18 protein-coding genes are annotated in these 16,481 nt (G+C 35.3%); 5 read left to right on the top strand and 13 right to left on the bottom strand.

Going from position 1 to position 16,481, the window contains the following annotated elements:
• The first annotated feature begins 87 nt into the window (after positions 1–87).
• The 4 genes from AC0NBN_RS14595 to AC0NBN_RS14580 are packed head-to-tail and all read left to right on the top strand — an operon-like array spanning position 88 to position 3,338.
• Positions 88–717 (top strand): NUDIX hydrolase, encoded by a 630-nt coding sequence (locus AC0NBN_RS14595; protein ID WP_160812056.1) that lies wholly within the window; start codon positions 88–90, stop codon positions 715–717.
• Positions 718–745: 28 nt separating this feature from the next.
• Positions 746–1,552 (top strand): lysophospholipid acyltransferase family protein, encoded by an 807-nt coding sequence (locus tag AC0NBN_RS14590; RefSeq protein WP_143883463.1) that lies wholly within the window; start codon positions 746–748, stop codon positions 1,550–1,552.
• 6 nt (positions 1,553–1,558) lie between these two features.
• Positions 1,559–1,993 (top strand): hypothetical protein, encoded by a 435-nt coding sequence (locus AC0NBN_RS14585; protein ID WP_160812055.1) that lies wholly within the window; start codon positions 1,559–1,561, stop codon positions 1,991–1,993.
• Between the two features lie 7 nt (positions 1,994–2,000).
• The gene (locus AC0NBN_RS14580; protein ID WP_160812054.1) at positions 2,001–3,338 is read left to right on the top strand and encodes a Mur ligase family protein; all 1,338 of its coding nucleotides are present in this window, start codon (positions 2,001–2,003) and stop codon (positions 3,336–3,338) included.
• 163 nt (positions 3,339–3,501) lie between these two features.
• Here AC0NBN_RS14580 and dnaN read toward each other — a convergent pair whose 3' ends face one another.
• Positions 3,502–4,632, bottom strand: coding sequence for a DNA polymerase III subunit beta (gene dnaN / locus AC0NBN_RS14575; RefSeq protein WP_143883460.1), 1,131 nt, complete (start codon positions 4,630–4,632; stop codon positions 3,502–3,504).
• A gap of 167 nt (positions 4,633–4,799) precedes the next feature.
• Here dnaN and AC0NBN_RS14570 point away from each other — a divergent pair, with 167 nt between their 5' ends.
• A complete protein-coding gene (locus tag AC0NBN_RS14570) occupies positions 4,800–5,180 on the top strand; it encodes a diacylglycerol kinase family protein (protein ID WP_160812053.1) in 381 nt (126 codons plus the stop codon).
• Positions 5,181–5,219: 39 nt separating this feature from the next.
• Here the strand turns inward: AC0NBN_RS14570 and AC0NBN_RS14565 are convergent, their stop codons facing one another.
• The 12 genes from AC0NBN_RS14565 to AC0NBN_RS14510 all read right to left on the bottom strand — a co-directional run bounded on the left by AC0NBN_RS14565 (position 5,220) and on the right by AC0NBN_RS14510 (position 16,472).
• Positions 5,220–8,918, bottom strand: coding sequence for a phosphoribosylformylglycinamidine synthase (locus AC0NBN_RS14565; RefSeq protein WP_160812052.1), 3,699 nt, complete (start codon positions 8,916–8,918; stop codon positions 5,220–5,222).
• 274 nt (positions 8,919–9,192) lie between these two features.
• Positions 9,193–9,666, bottom strand: coding sequence for a transposase (locus AC0NBN_RS14560; RefSeq protein ID WP_160812051.1), 474 nt, complete (start codon positions 9,664–9,666; stop codon positions 9,193–9,195).
• A 159-nt stretch (positions 9,667–9,825) separates the two neighbouring features.
• On the bottom strand, positions 9,826–11,253 hold the full coding sequence (gene purB / locus AC0NBN_RS14555; protein WP_160812050.1) for an adenylosuccinate lyase: 1,428 nt from the start codon (positions 11,251–11,253) through the stop codon (positions 9,826–9,828).
• A 111-nt stretch (positions 11,254–11,364) separates the two neighbouring features.
• The gene (locus tag AC0NBN_RS14550) at positions 11,365–11,820 is read right to left on the bottom strand and encodes a DoxX family protein (protein WP_160812049.1); all 456 of its coding nucleotides are present in this window, start codon (positions 11,818–11,820) and stop codon (positions 11,365–11,367) included.
• A gap of 107 nt (positions 11,821–11,927) precedes the next feature.
• Positions 11,928–12,371: an SRPBCC family protein gene (locus AC0NBN_RS14545; protein ID WP_160812048.1), complete on the bottom strand. Its 444-nt coding sequence runs from the start codon at positions 12,369–12,371 to the stop codon at positions 11,928–11,930.
• 25 nt (positions 12,372–12,396) lie between these two features.
• Positions 12,397–12,825, bottom strand: coding sequence for an SRPBCC domain-containing protein (locus tag AC0NBN_RS14540; RefSeq protein WP_143883453.1), 429 nt, complete (start codon positions 12,823–12,825; stop codon positions 12,397–12,399).
• Between the two features lie 30 nt (positions 12,826–12,855).
• Positions 12,856–13,689: an SDR family oxidoreductase gene (locus AC0NBN_RS14535; RefSeq protein WP_160812047.1), complete on the bottom strand. Its 834-nt coding sequence runs from the start codon at positions 13,687–13,689 to the stop codon at positions 12,856–12,858.
• Between the two features lie 136 nt (positions 13,690–13,825).
• A complete protein-coding gene (locus AC0NBN_RS14530; RefSeq protein ID WP_160812046.1) occupies positions 13,826–14,692 on the bottom strand; it encodes a VOC family protein in 867 nt (288 codons plus the stop codon).
• A 61-nt stretch (positions 14,693–14,753) separates the two neighbouring features.
• A complete protein-coding gene (locus AC0NBN_RS14525; RefSeq protein WP_474468679.1) occupies positions 14,754–14,990 on the bottom strand; it encodes a helix-hairpin-helix domain-containing protein in 237 nt (78 codons plus the stop codon).
• 32 nt (positions 14,991–15,022) lie between these two features.
• Positions 15,023–15,436: an SRPBCC family protein gene (locus AC0NBN_RS14520; RefSeq protein WP_160812044.1), complete on the bottom strand. Its 414-nt coding sequence runs from the start codon at positions 15,434–15,436 to the stop codon at positions 15,023–15,025.
• Positions 15,437–15,498: 62 nt separating this feature from the next.
• Complete coding sequence (locus AC0NBN_RS14515; protein ID WP_143883448.1) at positions 15,499–15,930, bottom strand: VOC family protein; 432 nt, start codon at positions 15,928–15,930, stop codon at positions 15,499–15,501.
• A 17-nt stretch (positions 15,931–15,947) separates the two neighbouring features.
• Positions 15,948–16,472, bottom strand: coding sequence for a DinB family protein (locus AC0NBN_RS14510; protein ID WP_160812043.1), 525 nt, complete (start codon positions 16,470–16,472; stop codon positions 15,948–15,950).
• Positions 16,473–16,481 lie beyond the last annotated feature (9 nt).

The following is a 16,481-nucleotide window of genomic DNA, read 5'->3' as shown; positions in this document are numbered from 1 at the left end:
AAACACTATGTCCGGTAGTTTCTAAAATTTTAAATTAGTCAGCCACAGTTTTTCCCTATTTATCAGGATATATTAGTAAATTTGAATATGGAAAGTTTTGGAAAAGATTTATTACAAAAAATAAAAAATGCTTCTCTTGAAGGTCAGAATGCACACGGAATTTTCTCTCCGCCTTACAGACCATTGTTCAGTCATGAGCAGATTTTAGAAAAAAATCCAAAATTTGCAGCAGTAAATATTGTTTTATACCTTAAAAATAATGAATGGCATTTTCCTCTAATTGTAAGATCTGTGAATCAGCATGACAGACACAGCGGACAAATTTCTCTTCCCGGAGGAAAACGAGAAGAAATGGATCAGGATTTTGCTGAAACTGCCGTCAGAGAAACTTCCGAAGAAATCGGTATTGAAAAACCTTATGTGAAGATCATCCGCGATTTGTCACCTATCTATATTCCACCGAGTAATTTTTACGTTTATCCTTATATTTCTTACACCAAAAGAAATCCTGAATTTATTTTGCAGGAATCTGAAGCAGTTGAAGTTATTGAGTTTCCTATAACATCGTTTCTGAATCTTTCTGATACACCTCAAATAATGGCACTTCCGGGAGCAGGAGGACACGAGGTTCCGGTAATTAATTTCAACGGATACATCATTTGGGGAGCAACAGCAATGATTCTAAGTGAATTCAGCCAGTTGATTAAAAAAATGTAACTTTGCAAATATTATGTTTAATTGAAATATGGCGAAGAAAAACATTTTCACCGATTCATTCGGAACACCTTATTTTTTAAAAAGATTAATCATTTTTATTCTGGGAATTATTTCTTACAGAAGATTTAATGGTTTCAACAAACTTAAAATCACAGGTACAGAAAATTTGGTAGATCTTCCCGATTCCAATGTGCTTTTTGTTTCCAACCACCAGACTTATTTTGCAGATGTGGCGGCAATGTATCATGCATTTTGTGCCGTAAACAACGGATATCTCAATACAATTAAAAATCCTATTTATCTGCTGAATCCAAGAGTAGACTTTTATTACGTTGCAGCGGAAGAAACCATGAATAAAGGCATTCTTCCTAAAATTTTTAAAATTGCAGGCGCAGTAACGGTAAAAAGAACCTGGAGAGCAGAAGGCAAAAATGTCAACAGAATGGTTGACCTTAATGAAATTGATAATATCATGAAGGCTTTGGATAATGGCTGGGTTGCCACTTTTCCTCAGGGAACTACTGCTGCTTTTGCACAAGGCAGAAAGGGAACCGCCAAGCTGGTCAAAAACCAGAGACCGATCGTTATTCCGATTAAAATAAACGGATTCAGAAGAGCATTTGACAAGAAAGGACTCCGTGTAAAAGTAACTGGTGTAAAACCAACAATGGAATTTAAAAAACCATTAGACATTGATTATGACAACGAAAATGCACAGGAAATCCTTCACAAAATCATGACTGCTATTGAGCAGACGGAAGACTTCAATGTGCTTCACACTTATGATGAAGAGATTAAAGCTAAAAAATCTGAACAGAATAAATCTCAAAACTAAAGATCGATGAAAAAGATTTTAGGAATTATTTTAGTAATATTATTCGCAGTTTCCTGCAATAACCAGAAAATTTACTCGGATTATGACATCAGTTTCTCCCGTAGCGGAGGCTTTGCTCCTACCTACGAAAATCTTTTGATTAAAAACAACAAAGCTTTTTATTCTTTTGAAGGACAGGAAAAAAAGGTAAAGAAGACGTTTAAAGTTTCAAATTCAGAAATTAAAAATCTTAATGAAGTTTTGTCTAAAAATAATTTCAGACAGATTCAGGAAGATCATAAGAAAATGTATGATAATATCACCACGTCTATCAATATAAAGAAAGGAGCAAATGAAGGAAGCAAAAATGACGGAAGTGCAATAATGCCAAATTATGAAACTAACTGGAGAAATATTGTAACAGCTTTCCAGAAAATTATCAATAAAAAAATCAAAAATTAACACAAATTTGAGAACTCATTTCATCGCTATTGGCGGAAGCGCCATGCACAATCTTGCCATTGCTCTGAAAGACAAAGGATATCATGTAACAGGTTCAGACGATGCTATTTTTGAACCTTCAAAATCCAGACTGGAAAAAAAGGGAATTTTACCCGAAGAATTGGGCTGGTTTCCCGAAAAAGTTACTTCAGATATTGATGCTGTTATTTTGGGGATGCATGCTCATCAGGATAATCCCGAACTGGCAAGAGCAAAAGAATTAGGTCTGAAAATTTACTCATACCCTGAGTTTCTTTACGAACAGTCAAAAACCAAAACAAGAGTTGTAATTGCCGGATCACACGGTAAAACCACTATTACTTCTATGATTCTTCACGTTCTGAATTTTCATCAGAAAGAAGTCGACTTTATGGTAGGTGCACAGCTTGAAGGTTTTGACTGTATGGTAAAATTGACGGAGGATAATGATTTTATGGTTCTGGAAGGTGATGAATATCTGTCTTCTCCTATTGATCTGCGTTCCAAATTTCTATTATATCAGCCAAATATCGCTTTGCTGAGCGGGATTGCATGGGATCATATCAATGTTTTTAAAACATTTGATGATTATGTGGAACAATTCAGAAAATTTATTGCCAGTATTACACCGGGTGGTGTTTTAGTCTATAACGAAGAAGATCCTGAGGTTGTGAAAGTAGTAGAAAATGCTGAAAACTACTTCAGAAAAATGCCCTACAAGACCCCGGAATATGAGATTGCCAACGGAAAAGTTTTACTGAAAACTGAAATGGGAGACATTCCGCTTTCTGTTTTCGGAGCCCATAATTTGCTGAATCTTGAGGGAGCGAGACATATTTGTCAGACTTTAGGAATTATGGACGAAGAATTTTATGAGGCAATTATGAGCTTTAAAGGAGCATCAAAACGTCTGGAAAAAGTAGAAAGAGACGATAAAGGCATTTTATATAAAGATTTTGCGCACGCTCCAAGTAAAGTAAAAGCTGCAGTGAAAGCTTTTTGTGAACAATTTAAAGATGAGCAAAAATATGGTTTCCTGGAACTTCACACCTATTCAAGCCTCAATCCTGTTTTTCTTGAGCAGTATGACCATGCTATGGACGGATTAGACCATGCTGTCGTATTCTATTCTGAAGATGCGCTTAAAATTAAGCGAATGGAACCTATTTCTCCCGATTTGATCAAAGAGAAATTTAAAAACAAAAATCTCACCGTATTTACCAATGCGGAGGAATTACATCAGTACTGGAACACTTTAGACAAAACGCAGGGAGTTTATATGATGATGAGTTCCGGAAATTTCGGAGGTCTTGATTTAACGAAATAAACTTTAATAAAATATAATGAAATCCGTTTCAATAAATTTGAAACGGATTTTTGTTTTGTAATAATCATACTAAAATTAAGCTTTAGATATGACAAACAATCATTAAAATAAAAAAAGGATTCCAAATTTGAAATCCTTTTTTTATTATATTGTTTTATTAATCTTACAATCCGATTACAGGCATTGAAAGCATTAAGATATTTTCGTTTTCTTCAAGCCCGTCAAGCGGCTCAATAATTCCAGGTCTGTTTGGTTGAGACATTTTCATCGTAATATCGTCTGCTCCTAAAATTCCCAACATTTCTGTCAGAAACTTAGAACTGAAACCAATATTGATATCTTCGCCGTTATAATCGCAAGGGATCTGCATATCTGCTTTGTTTGCATATTCCGTATCTTCTGCATGAAGGTGAAGAATATTTCCTGAAAGCTTAAACCTCACCTGATTGGTAGATTTATTAGACATGATAGAAGCCCTTCTGATCGCACTCAATAAAAGGTTTCTGTTAATTGTTAAAACATTAGGATTTTCTTTCGGGATTACCGCAGTATAATTCGGGTATTTTCCATCAATCAGACGACAAATCCAGATATGCTGACCGAAAGTAAATTTAGCCATATTTTCGTTAAAATCTATCGTCACATCTTCGTTGGAAGAAGCCAATATATTTTTAAAAATATTCAATGGTTTTTTAGGCATGATAAATTCCATTGGCTCGGCATTCATCAGATCCGTTCTTTTATACACCACCAATCTGTGGGAATCTGTAGACACAAAATTGGTCTCATTTTCACCAAACTGAAACAAAACTCCAGTCATCACAGGACGAAGAGAATCGTTACTGGTTGCAAAAAGGGTATTGGTTAAAGCTTCAGACAAAATTCCTGCAGCCATCGTAACACTTTGTGAAGCGTCAAATTCAGGAATATCAGGATAATCATCTGCGTTGTCCAGAGCAACAGCAAAGTTATCTTTTTCGTCTAAAATTTCAAGCTGGCTTCCTGTTCCTTCAGCGTTGTCTTTTACCGCCAAAGTAAGAGGCTGTTCGCCATAAGTTTTTATAAAATCCTGAAAAATTTTCGCAGGAACAGCAAATTTACCCGAATCATCAGACTTTACTTCCAAAGAAGTAATTAAGGTTGTTTCGCCATCAGATGCAGTAATGGTAAGGTTGTTTTCGTTAAGCTCAAAAAGGTAATTCTCTAAAATCGGTCTCGACTGAGAACTTGATATTACACCACTTACAGTTTGTAAAGCCTTCTGCAGTTCACCACTTGAAACAATAAATTTCATAGATTTAAAATAAGTTTTTACAAATATAATAAATAGAAAACAGATAAAGAAAAATAATATAACGAGTTATTAACAAACATCAAAATAAGTTTATCTTTGATGCAGAATATTGCAAGATATAAGAATGACATCTAAAAACCCTTAAAGAGACTTATTTTATAACAAAAATGCGCAAACCGCCTCTTCATAAAAGTTTTCTGAATGCTTTTCGTGGTCTTTTTCTAATGATCAGATCCGAGAGAAATTTTCAGCTTGAACTGTTGGCATTTGCTGCTAATATTTTTCTCATTATTTACCTTCAATTATCCAAAACTGATGCAATTTTCATTCTCGTTGTTTCTTTTGCCGTTTTGGCGGCAGAAATATTCAATACAGCCATAGAAAAAATCTGCGATTTTATTCAGCCGGAATTTGATCAGAGAATTGGTTTTATCAAAGATATTTCAGCAGGAGCAGTTATTTTGACAGCAATACTTTCTGTAGCTGTTGGAATGATAGTTTATTGGAAATATGTCTTTGCGAATCTGTTAAATCCTAACGGATTTTGAGCCCGTTAGGATAAAAACTTATAATTTTAAGGCTAGTTCTTACTGAAAATACTCCACCCCATTTTTAAAGATATTGTGATAATTTACGGTTGGAATGTTTTTCATCAGTCCCTCTGCAAAACGTTCCGGATGACCCATTCTGCCAAATATCTTTCCGCAAGGAGATGTTATTCCTTCAATCCCAAACAAAGAATTATTTGGATTAAACGGCAGTCCGTGAGCAATATTTCCGTCTAAATCTAAATACTGCGTGGCAATCTGTCCGTTCTCATACAACTTCTGAATTTCACCTTCCGAAGCTATAAAACGGCCTTCACCGTGAGAAATAGGAATCGTATATACCTGATCTTTCATTCCTTTCAGCCAAGGCGATTCGTCATTCAACACTTTCACATTCACCATCTGAGAAATGTGTCTTCTGATAGCATTGTGAGCTAAAGTCGGAGAACTTTCATCTAAATCCTTAATTCTTCCATAAGGCAGCAATCCTGATTTCACCAATGCCTGAAAACCGTTGCAGATCCCGACAATCATTCCGTCTCTGTCAAGCAATTCGTGAACGGCATTTCTCATCTTTTCATTCTTTAAAACATTCACGATAAACTTCGCAGAACCGTCCGGTTCGTCACCCGCAGAAAACCCTCCGGAGAATGCTAAGATTTGTGACTGTTTAATTTCTTTTATCCACGCATCAATACTTTCATCAAGCAACTGATGATTGATATTTTTCAATGGTAAACTGTTGACAATTGCCCCTTCTTTTGCAAAAGCATTCAATGTATCATACTCACAGTTTGTTCCCGGAAACACAGGTGCGAAAACTCTCGGCTTCGTCAATCCGTGTTTCTTGATAATGATATTTCTTGGATTGATCGAGTTTAATTTCTCATCAATTTTAACCGTAATTTTTTCTTTTTCAATGGTTGGAAATAGGTTTTCAAAAGTAAATACATTTGCTTCAAGTAATTTTTCGATTTCAAAACTAAAATTACTGATTTTGAGAATATTTGAATTTTTAACCTCACCAATTAATTGAAGCTCAACAGGACTTAATTCTTCAGTTGCCTCAATGATTAGACTTCCGATATTTTTAGCTAATAAAATGTTTTCATCAGCAATATTTATGTCAGCTCCCAATCTGTTTCCAAAACTCATCTTTGCCAAAGCAACTGCAACTCCACCATCTTTTACAGTTTTCACAGAAACGATTTTTCCAGCTTTGATATTTTCGAAAATTAACTCGTAAACTGCTTTCAATTTATTATAGTTTGGCAGTCCGTTTTCCTGCGGAATATGATTGAAGAAATACAGTTTATTACCTGCCTGTTTAAATTCCGGAGAGATGATATTTTTCTTTTCTCCATTAGCACAAGCAAATGAAATCAAGGTTGGCGGAACATTCAAATCCTGGTACGTTCCACTCATTGAATCTTTACCTCCAATTGCCGCTAAACCAAAATTAATCTGAGCATCATAAGCACCCAAAAGAGACGCTAAAGGCTTCCCCCACTTTTCAGGATTCTGACCTAACTTTTCAAAATATTCCTGGAAACTGAATCTTATATTTTTATAATCACCACCCATCGCAACGATTTTCGCCACACTTTCAACCACGGCATAAGAAGCTCCCAGTAAAGAATTCTGTTTAGAAATTTCGGCATCAAATCCCCAACTCGCTAAAGAAACGGTTTCGATGTCTTTTGCTCCGATAATCGGCAATGTCTGAACACTTCCTTCCATCAAAGTCTGCTGATATTTTCCACCTAAAGGCATCGCAACTGTAGTTGCACCGATTGATGAATCGAACATTTCCAGCAATCCTTTTTGAGAAGCAACATTTTTATCGCTTAATACTTTTAAAAAATTCTCTTCATTGAATGCAAGAGTTTCTTCTTTTACTTCATTCAAGTGAGTAATCTTAACTTCCTGACTTTTTGAACAACCGTTCGTATCTAAAAACGCTCTCGAAAGATCAACAATTTTATCACCTTTCCAGAACATCTGCATCCTTCCGGAATCTGTCACTTTTGCAACCTCAACAGCCACAATATTTTCAGCTTCACAGAACTTGATGAACTGTTCTTTATCTTTTGGTTCAACCACAACTGCCATTCTTTCCTGAGATTCAGAAATAGCAAGCTCGGTTCCGTTCAAACCTTCATATTTTAAAGGTAAAACATCCAAATTAACTTCCAAAGAATCAGCAATTTCACCGATAGCTACAGAAACGCCTCCCGCTCCGAAGTCATTAGACTTTTTAATCAATCTCGTCACTTCAGGATTTCTGAATAATCTCTGGATTTTACGCTCTTCAACGGCATTTCCTTTCTGAACTTCAGAACTCATCGTGTGAATCGAAGTTTCGTCCTGTTCTTTCGAACTTCCGCTTGCTCCACCAACACCGTCACGACCAGTCGCTCCTCCTAAAATAATGATGGAATCACCATTTGCAGGTTTTTCACGTCTTACCCAGTCTACAGGAACGGCTCCGGCAACGAAACCAACTTCCATTCTTTTCGCTTTGTAGCCTTCATCATAAATTTCAGAAACCATTGTAGTCGCCAAACCGATTTGGTTACCGTAAGAAGAATAGCCATTTGCAGCCTGTTTTGTGATTGTTTTTTGAGGCAATTTACCCGGCAAAGTTTTGTCAACCGGTTCCAAGACATCTGCAGCACCGGTTAATCTCATCGCTTGGAAAACGAAAGAACGTCCGGACAAAGGATCTCTGATTGCACCCCCTAAGCAAGTTGAAGCACCCCCAAAAGGTTCAATTTCTGTCGGGTGATTGTGTGTTTCATTTTTGAATAATAAATACCAAGGTTCTTTTTTACCGTCGTATTCCGCTTCAATCTGGATTGTACAGGCGTTGATCTCGTCAGAAACCACCAAGTTCTCCAACTGACCTGTTTTATGGAAATATCTTCCGCAAACGGTCGCCAGATCCATTAAGGAAATAGGTTTCAATTCACGTCCTAAGAATTTTCTTTTCTCAATATAATCATTGAAAATGGTCTCTAATGTATGTTTAAACTGTCCCTCAAATTCAATATTTGACAACTCTGTTTCAAATGTTGTGTGACGACAGTGATCACTCCAATACGTGTCTAAAACTTTAAGTTCAGTTTCGGTAGGATTTCTTTGTTCAGTTTTAAAATATTCCTGAATGAATTTCAAATCATCCAACCCTAAAGCAAAACCGTGATTATTGTAAAAATTAGTTAGTTCATCAGTACTCCAGTTAATGAAATTCTCGTGGATAATAACTTTTGACGGTGTTTCTTCCGCAGGAATATCTAAAATGGTTAAATCTTTTTCCTGAGATTCTACTTTATTGATTAAAAGGTCTTTGATCTTTACTAAATCAGATTCGGAAACACCTTCGAACTCAATTAGTTTTCCGCTTCTTACTTTAGACTTCTCATTTCCAGTCAGTAAAGCGATGCATTGTTGGGCAGAATCTGCACGCTGATCGTATTGCCCTGGTAAAAATTCTAATGCAAAATGAATTCCTTTTGCAGGATTTTCTTCGATTAGAATATCAGTAACCGGATCAACAAAAGTACTGTTAACCACTTTTTCAAACTCGCCGTCATTTAATCCGAAAATATCGTAAATGTTATAAACTTTTACACTTTTGACAGATGGAACCACCGCTTTTACTTCATCAAAAATTTTTGGACTTTCTACATCGAAAATTCCTCTTTTTTCTACGAAAATTCTTTTGTTTTGAGACATTAGATGTCAGATATTTATTAGATTTATTTTAATTATTTTTTTGTCAAATTTAATTGACATTGATTTAAAATCATTAAACCATTGATTGGATAGCAGTCCTACGGACTGCAATTCATTGATACTTATTGTTTGCTACACAGATAACAGTCTTCTGGAATGATTTTTACTACAAATCTTCAAGCTGATTCCGCTAGGAATCATATCTGTGTAGAAATCCCGTTTGTAAGGATGGGGCAGTCCGTAGGACTGCTATCTTTTTCTTTCAGCTACAAAATCATTTTCCATTATCATAGAATTCAAACAAATATTCGTTCTTAAATTCAATTTCAAAAGCATTCAACATTTCAAGATATTCTTCTTTAAAACTTTTCTTATAATGATGCTTTTCCTGATTCATAACATAATTGATAACTTTTTCCTTCTGACTCTTTGCATAAGAAAAAGCACCGTAACCTTCCTGCCAGGAAAATTTGCCTAAACAAAGTTTTTTCTCATTTATAAAATTTGTCGACTCAATCTTAACTGTTTTTATCAATTCAGGAATTGTTATCTGCAAATTTTTATAACTAAAGAAGATATGTAAATGATCAGGATTTGCATAAATTGCTAATACCTTTTGTTTCTTATTGTGAAATATTCCACAAATATATTTCTCAATTTCATCTCGTACCTCTGATTTAATTTTAATATCACGTCCTTTTGTAGCAAAAACAACCTGAATGTAAATTTGTGTATAGGTGTTGGGCATAAAATTTTATTTTCATCATCTTTACAAAGATAGCATTCCTACGGAATGCCGCCATCACAACAGCCGCTTTTTCTACACAGATTTTATTCCTCCGGAATAAATTAAATCGTAAGTCAAAAATTAAATAAAATATGCAGCCCAAAAGGACTGCATACCATATTATACTTTAAGATCAGCTTCCAATCCTATCAAATCTTTGTTGGCATCAATAATCGGCTGAACTTCATTGGCAATGAATTCTTCCGTCTGAATTGGTGCAAAACCGATGAAGTTTTTAGGATCAAGCACTTCTTTTAATTTTGATTTATCTAATTTCAATGAATCATCATTTAAGATTCTTTCAATAAGGTCATTTTCTTTTCCTTCTTCTTTTACTTTTTTGGACGCTTCCATAGAATGAACTCTGATTACTTCGTGGATTTCCTGACGGTCGCCACCAGCTTTCACTTCTTCCATGATGATGTATTCCGTCGCCATGAAAGGCAGCTCTTCCATAATATGTTTGTTGATTCTGTTAGGATACACCACAATTCCGTTCATAATGTTGTTCCAGATTAATAAGATTGCATCAACCGCTAAAAAAGCCTGAGGAATCGTCAATCTCTTGTTTGCAGAATCATCCAGAGTTCTTTCGAACCATTGTGTTGAAGCGACCATTGCAGAACTTGTCGTTAAAGACATTACATATTTTGCCAATGCTCCGATTCTTTCGCTTCTCATCGGATTACGCTTGTACGCCATTGCCGATGAACCGATTTGATTCTTTTCGAATGGTTCTTCAATTTCTTTTAAATTTTGAAGCAAACGTATATCGTTGGTGAATTTATGAGCCGATTGTGCGATGTTTCCTAATAAAGCAACAACTTTCGCATCGATTTTTCTGTCGTAAGTCTGTCCGGAAACTCCGAAAACTTTTTCGAAACCAAATCTTTTAGACAATTCTTTATCTAAATGTTTAACTTTAGAATAATCTCCGTTGAAAAGCTCCAAGAAGCTTGCTGCTGTTCCCGTTGTTCCCTTCACACCTCTGAAACGCAGAGTTTCTAAAAAGAAATCAAGTTCCTCTATATCAAGAACCAAACTCTGTAACCAAAGTGTTGCTCTTTTTCCGACAGTCGTTAACTGAGCCGGCTGAAAGTGTGTAAATCCTAAAGTTGGTAAATCTTTGTATTGAATGGCAAAATCTGAAAGATTTTTCATTACGTTGACCAACTTTTTCTTTAAGATTAAAAGTCCGTCACGGATCTGAATTAAATCGGTATTATCTCCTACAAATGCGGAAGTTGCTCCCAAGTGAATAATTCCTTTTGCAGAAGGTGCTACGTCACCATAAGCGTGAACATGAGCCATCACATCATGACGGAATTTTTTCTCGTAAGCTGCCGCTGCATCATAATCAATATTTTCTGCATTGGCTTTCAACTCGGCGATTTGCTCGTCTGTAATGTCAAGACCAAGATCTTTTTCGATTTCAGCAAGAGCAATCCAAAGTTTTCTCCAATTCTGGAATTTGTTGTTATGTGAGAAGTTAAATAACATTTCTTCACTGGAGTAGCGTTCTTCCAATGGATTTTTGTAGGAATTCATTCTTTACTTTACTTTTTTAGATATGCAAAAATAAAGAATTTCTGCGAGAGTTGAAAATTGAAAAAACCGATTTCAGCCTTATTAAAATCGGGCAAGGCTATTTATGATTAATTACAGATAAATTCCAAAAAACCAGGTCCACAAAATAAGGATAATCTGCATAGGGATGCGTTCTCTGTATAAATAATTCATACCAGGTCCTGAAAAATCTGCTTTGAAAATATTGATGTTTTTTTGAGAAGAATTAATATTTGCAACAAATACCAATATCAGAAAAATAATCAAAAATATTGCCGTCATCATTCTTAAAGAAGGGATCATTAATCCTATTCCCGCTGCTATTTCCAGAATTCCTGTAAAATAAACCCAAAACATCTTTGCCGAAATAAAATCAGGTATCATCATTGCCATTCCTTTTTGAAATTTAAAGTGAGATAATCCTGTGAAAATAATGAAAACTGCCATGCCCAGGTTTCCTGAAAAGAGAAAATCCCAGTTATCCTGAAAAATTTTGGTTGCTAAAAGTGCGGCAATAAAGGTGATGAAAAGAATGAGTAACAATTTCATGATTTTATAATTTTGATAATCATCATCTATACGACAATATTTTTTAAAGATAAATAAAAAAAGAGGCTTTTCGGGAAAACCTCTTTATATAAAATATTCAAGCCATATTAGTTTGACTCAGCAAGTCTTTTTACGACTTCTAAACCTTGTGTAAATCCCGAATTCATGTGATCTTCCCATTGTTTATGCGTCTGTACCTCGGCATGAAGTTTTGTTTTTCCTTCATAATCAATCAGGATATATTTTTCAAAACATCCGCTCCATTCCATAATTTCTTTGCTTTGAGTATCTTCATTTCCTTCTTTATCAACCATTCCCAAATGCTTAAAAATAATCTGATCAGGTTTTTCGAGACTATCAATGATAGAAACCATTCCTTCGCCTTCAGCATTCACAAAATAGGTCTTTCCTCCTACTTTCCAATCTGTTCTCATTTGGGAACCTGCGCCAAAAAACTGAGTCCATTCAGCATAGGTATTTCCGCTCCAAAGAACATCCCAGACTTTCTCTTTAGAAGCGTTGATAATAATTTCGTACGATAGAGTTTCCATAATTATTCGTTTTAGATATTGTAAATTAAAGCTGGTTTTCTGCAAGGTTTTTCACATTTTGCAATGCTCTTGGAAACGCTTCCTCAAAAAAACTCTCAAATTCTTCGGAAGAATTTACTTCAACCTTCAAAACTGTTTCGTTCTCAGTCTCTTCCAGAATATATGATTCCGTAGCGTTTTCCCAATCCTGGGGAATTTCAATTCCATCATGAATTTCACCCTGATGAAGAAAAACCATTTCCTGATTGGGAATATTTTTTATCACTCTGCTAAACATTCCATTATTTTCGGGGTCAAAAAACTTTACGGTTGACCCTTCATCCAAAGTTCCCTGATAGAATGATCCTTTACAAAAAGCAGAACTCCATTGCCTGTAATGCATATCTTCCCAAAGTGTAGTCCACACTTTTTCAGGTTCGGCATTTATTTTTATTTCGTAATGTAATTTTTTCATTTAATAATATTTGGTTTACTACAAACTAATTTATCCTCCTACGAAATCTCCTCCATTGATATGAATAATTTCTCCTGTAATAAAACTTGAATCTTCTGAAGCGAGAAAAACATAAGCCGGAGCAACTTCAGAAGGCTGTCCTGCTCTTTTTAACGGATTGTCTTTTCCAAAAGTTGACAAATCATCAAAAGTTTCTTTCACAAGGGGTGTCCAGATTGGTCCGGGAGCAATTCCATTCACCAGAATTCCTTTTTCTGCAATGCTTGTTGCTAAAGAACGTATAAAAGTTGCAATTGCACCTTTGGTAGAAGAATAATCAATTAAATGATCGCTTCCCCGATACGCCGTAACGGAAGTAGTACAAATAATTCTTCCGCCTTTTTTCATCAATGCTAAAGAATCGCGGGTAAAAGAAATCATTGAAAGTATATTGACATCAAAAGTTTCTTTAATCTGCTCATCAGTAATTTGATCAACATCACTTTTCGGAAACTGAATTGCAGCATTATTGACAAGAATATCCAATGTCTTCCATTCATTTTTAATTTTATCCAGACACTTATTCCTAAAAGCTTTTTTGGAAATATCTCCTTTAAGCAAGAGACATTTTTTACCTTCTTTTTCTACCAGTTTCTGGGTTTCTTTAGCATCGTCATCGCTTTCTTTATAGATAATGGCAACATCAGCTCCTTCTCTTGCAAAATGTACTGCAACCGCCTGTCCGATTCCGCTGTCGCCACCGGAAATCAGGGCTTTTTTGTTAAGTAATTTATCGCTTCCTCTGTAATTTTCTCGAATAATTTCAGGAAACAGACCTTCCTGCGGAACTTCTGACTTAGCGTCTGACTTGTTCTGTGTTTTCATAAGCAAATCTTTTCATGAATACTATCAAACAGCAAGCCGAAGAGAAAAAAGTCGGATGATTGAAGCTGGATGTTGGAAGTTATTTTCAGACTTAATATTAATTCCGACCTCCAAAATCAAGCTTTCAGCCAAATATTTAAGAATTGTAAGCGTTTTCCAAATCCTGAATGATAATTTTCTGCATTTTCATCATTGACATTACTACTTTGTGTGCTTTTTCCTGATCTGAAGCGTTCATTAACTCTATCAATCTTTTAGGAACAATCTGCCAGCTGAATCCGAACTGATCTTTCAGCCATCCGCACATACTTTCTCTCCCACCGCCGCTTATTAAATTGTTCCAGTAATGATCTGTCTGCTCCTGATTATCTGTCATCACAACCATAGAAATTCCCTCATTAAAATCAAACTGATGATCGTAAGAATTATCCATACAAAAGAATGAATATCCATTGATCTCAAAATGGGCATGCTGTATATTTTCAGGAATTTCATGAGTTTCGTTTCCTACTCCGTCTCCGTATCTCAGAATACTTCCAATTTTGGAATCAGGAAAAATATTTGTGTAAAACTCCATCGCTTTCATCGCTTTGCCGTTGTTCTGATGAATAAACATCAAAGTTGGAATTATTTTCTGTTCCACATCATTGTTTCCGGTGAGATAAACCTGCCAAGTAACACCGAATTTATCGCGAACCCAACCATACTTTTTACTCCAGGGGTATTCACCAAGCTCCATCAAAGTTATTCCCCCATCGGTCAGCTGATCCCAGTATTTCTGAACCTCATCTTCCGTTTCGCAAATAACCATGAACGAAACTGACGCATTTTTTGTAAAATGCGGTCCTCCATTCAACAACATTAACTTTTGACCGAAGATTTCTATATTGACTACCATAGGTGTATCTGCAGTAATTTTCCCGTTAAATACTGTACAGTAAAAGTCTGCTGACTCTTTTGCATCCCCATCATACCACAGACAAGGGAAAATATTGTTGTTCATATTGCTTAGTTTGAATTTAGTATCGTTTATTTAAATAGTATTTCGACATTAACTAACAGTATTAGTTATTAAAGGAAATTTGATTCTCCTGCATGTAAATCTTGAGTTTTTTCATCGTATTCTTCCCAAATCCGTGAAACTGCATAATTTCTTTTTCTGAATATTTTGCAAGTTTTTCCCATGAATCTATTTTCTCATTTGCCAATGCACGCCTTGCCGGCGCTGCAATAAGTCCTTCTAAAAACAAACCATATTGCTCTTGCTCCGCCTGTGAAAACAAACGTAAACTTTTTGCCATGATTACTAAGTTGATCATGTGGTAAGAAATTACTAATTATTTTCTACATGTTTGTGAAAGTTATCCAGTATTGCATACCAACCTTCTCGCTGCATTTCCGGAGAATTTTGATTTTCGGGATCAAAAGTTATTTCAATATTTGTTGTATTGGCATCAAGCTCATCAAAAACAATATCAACCTTTCTTCCGTCGTCCAGATGATATTTAATTCTCTGATAAGAACTTACTTCGTCATAAGTTCCTTCAAAATCAAATCCGAAACTTTTATCTTTTGCTTCCATTCTGTTTTTAAACTTTCCACCTACCCGAAGATCATTTTCCGAGTGTGGACATTCCCACGATTCATGAGCAAAATTCCATTGGGTAATATGCTGCGGATCATTATAATAATTCCATACTTTTTCCACGGGAGCCAAAATGGTAATATCTATTTTTATAGGTTCCATAATATTATTTTAAATTGATTTTATTTCTGCACAATTCTTATCATTTAGTTTTAAAGATAGGGTTATTTTGTGTATTCTTCGTTATAATTAATCATCCAATAAATTCCGTATTTATCCTGAAAACTTCCAAAATAATCTCCCCAAAACTGATCTTCTAAAGGCATTTCTATATTTCCTCCTTCAGAAAGTCCTTTAAAAAGCAACTCTGCTTCTTCTCTGGATTCCGGGAAAACCGAAACATAATTATTGTTTCCAATATTCAGTGTCTGTCCGAAACCCGGAATAATATCCGATCCCATCAACAGATCATTTCCGATTGGAAGGGCAATGTGCATTACTCTGTTTTTCTCTTCATCTGATAGATTTTCAGTTCCCGGAGCATTTCCCATCTTATGAATTTCTCCCACAAACTCGCCTCCAAAAACAGATTTGTAAAAACGGAAGGCTTCTTCTGCTTTTCCATCAAAATTTAAATAAGGGTTTAATTTAGCCATGATATTATTTTTAAATGTTAATATTTCATATTTTCGTCAAAATCATATTTCATGCCTTCATATCCTAAGATTCTGCGCATCAATCCTATTTGTCCGCACAAATAATCTTCTCTTCCAATGCACATTCCAACGAAATTCAGCACAGTTTCCGGAAAAAAATCAATATTCATTCCCATCGGAAAAGCTTTATCTAAATATTCATCCGATACTTCCAATAATTTCCTGTATACCAAAGGAGAAATCTTATGAAAACTTTCCTTAAGCTGTTTCAAGGCTGGGTAATCTAAATTTTCATCCAGAGTTTTTCCCTGAAAGAAATAATCTTTAAATTCAAACTCCTCATTAAGTCCTAAAACATTTCCCATGGCATAGCGCATGTCAAGAAAATTCCCAGCCATCCAAATGATGTGATTGGTTTTTCCTTCTATTCTTTTTAAAGCGTCTCCCTCAGAAATTTGATCCAGAGCCATCAGAAAATTTTGGCTGTGACCACGAAATGCAGGAATGATAATGTCTAATTTTGTTGATTGTGGTGTATCCATAGAATTAAC

It is taken from the genome of Chryseobacterium sp. L12 (assembly GCF_056133985.1).
Note: the sequence above shows the minus strand (reverse complement) of the source record. Positions and strands in the feature narration are given on the sequence as shown.

Bases quoted from the DNA above. Each gene is read 5' to 3' on its own strand.
- AC0NBN_RS14565 (WP_160812052.1), bottom strand. From the start codon at position 8,918: ATGTCTCAAAACAAAAGAATTTTCGTAGAAAAAAGAGGAATTTTCGAT.
- purB (WP_160812050.1), bottom strand. From the start codon at position 11,253: ATGAATTCCTACAAAAATCCATTGGAAGAACGCTACTCCAGTGAAGAA.
- AC0NBN_RS14545 (WP_160812048.1), bottom strand. From the start codon at position 12,371: ATGGAAACTCTATCGTACGAAATTATTATCAACGCTTCTAAAGAGAAA.
- AC0NBN_RS14570 (WP_160812053.1), top strand. From the start codon at position 4,800: ATGCGCAAACCGCCTCTTCATAAAAGTTTTCTGAATGCTTTTCGTGGT.
- AC0NBN_RS14525 (WP_474468679.1), bottom strand. From the start codon at position 14,990: ATGGCAAAAAGTTTACGTTTGTTTTCACAGGCGGAGCAAGAGCAATAT.
- AC0NBN_RS14510 (WP_160812043.1), bottom strand. From the start codon at position 16,472: ATGGATACACCACAATCAACAAAATTAGACATTATCATTCCTGCATTT.
- AC0NBN_RS14520 (WP_160812044.1), bottom strand. From the start codon at position 15,436: ATGGAACCTATAAAAATAGATATTACCATTTTGGCTCCCGTGGAAAAA.
- AC0NBN_RS14540 (WP_143883453.1), bottom strand. From the start codon at position 12,825: ATGAAAAAATTACATTACGAAATAAAAATAAATGCCGAACCTGAAAAA.
- AC0NBN_RS14595 (WP_160812056.1), top strand. From the start codon at position 88: ATGGAAAGTTTTGGAAAAGATTTATTACAAAAAATAAAAAATGCTTCT.
- dnaN (WP_143883460.1), bottom strand. From the start codon at position 4,632: ATGAAATTTATTGTTTCAAGTGGTGAACTGCAGAAGGCTTTACAAACT.
- AC0NBN_RS14535 (WP_160812047.1), bottom strand. From the start codon at position 13,689: ATGAAAACACAGAACAAGTCAGACGCTAAGTCAGAAGTTCCGCAGGAA.
- AC0NBN_RS14515 (WP_143883448.1), bottom strand. From the start codon at position 15,930: ATGGCTAAATTAAACCCTTATTTAAATTTTGATGGAAAAGCAGAAGAA.
- AC0NBN_RS14530 (WP_160812046.1), bottom strand. From the start codon at position 14,692: ATGAACAACAATATTTTCCCTTGTCTGTGGTATGATGGGGATGCAAAA.
- AC0NBN_RS14585 (WP_160812055.1), top strand. From the start codon at position 1,559: ATGAAAAAGATTTTAGGAATTATTTTAGTAATATTATTCGCAGTTTCC.
- AC0NBN_RS14550 (WP_160812049.1), bottom strand. From the start codon at position 11,820: ATGAAATTGTTACTCATTCTTTTCATCACCTTTATTGCCGCACTTTTA.
- AC0NBN_RS14560 (WP_160812051.1), bottom strand. From the start codon at position 9,666: ATGCCCAACACCTATACACAAATTTACATTCAGGTTGTTTTTGCTACA.
- AC0NBN_RS14590 (WP_143883463.1), top strand. From the start codon at position 746: ATGGCGAAGAAAAACATTTTCACCGATTCATTCGGAACACCTTATTTT.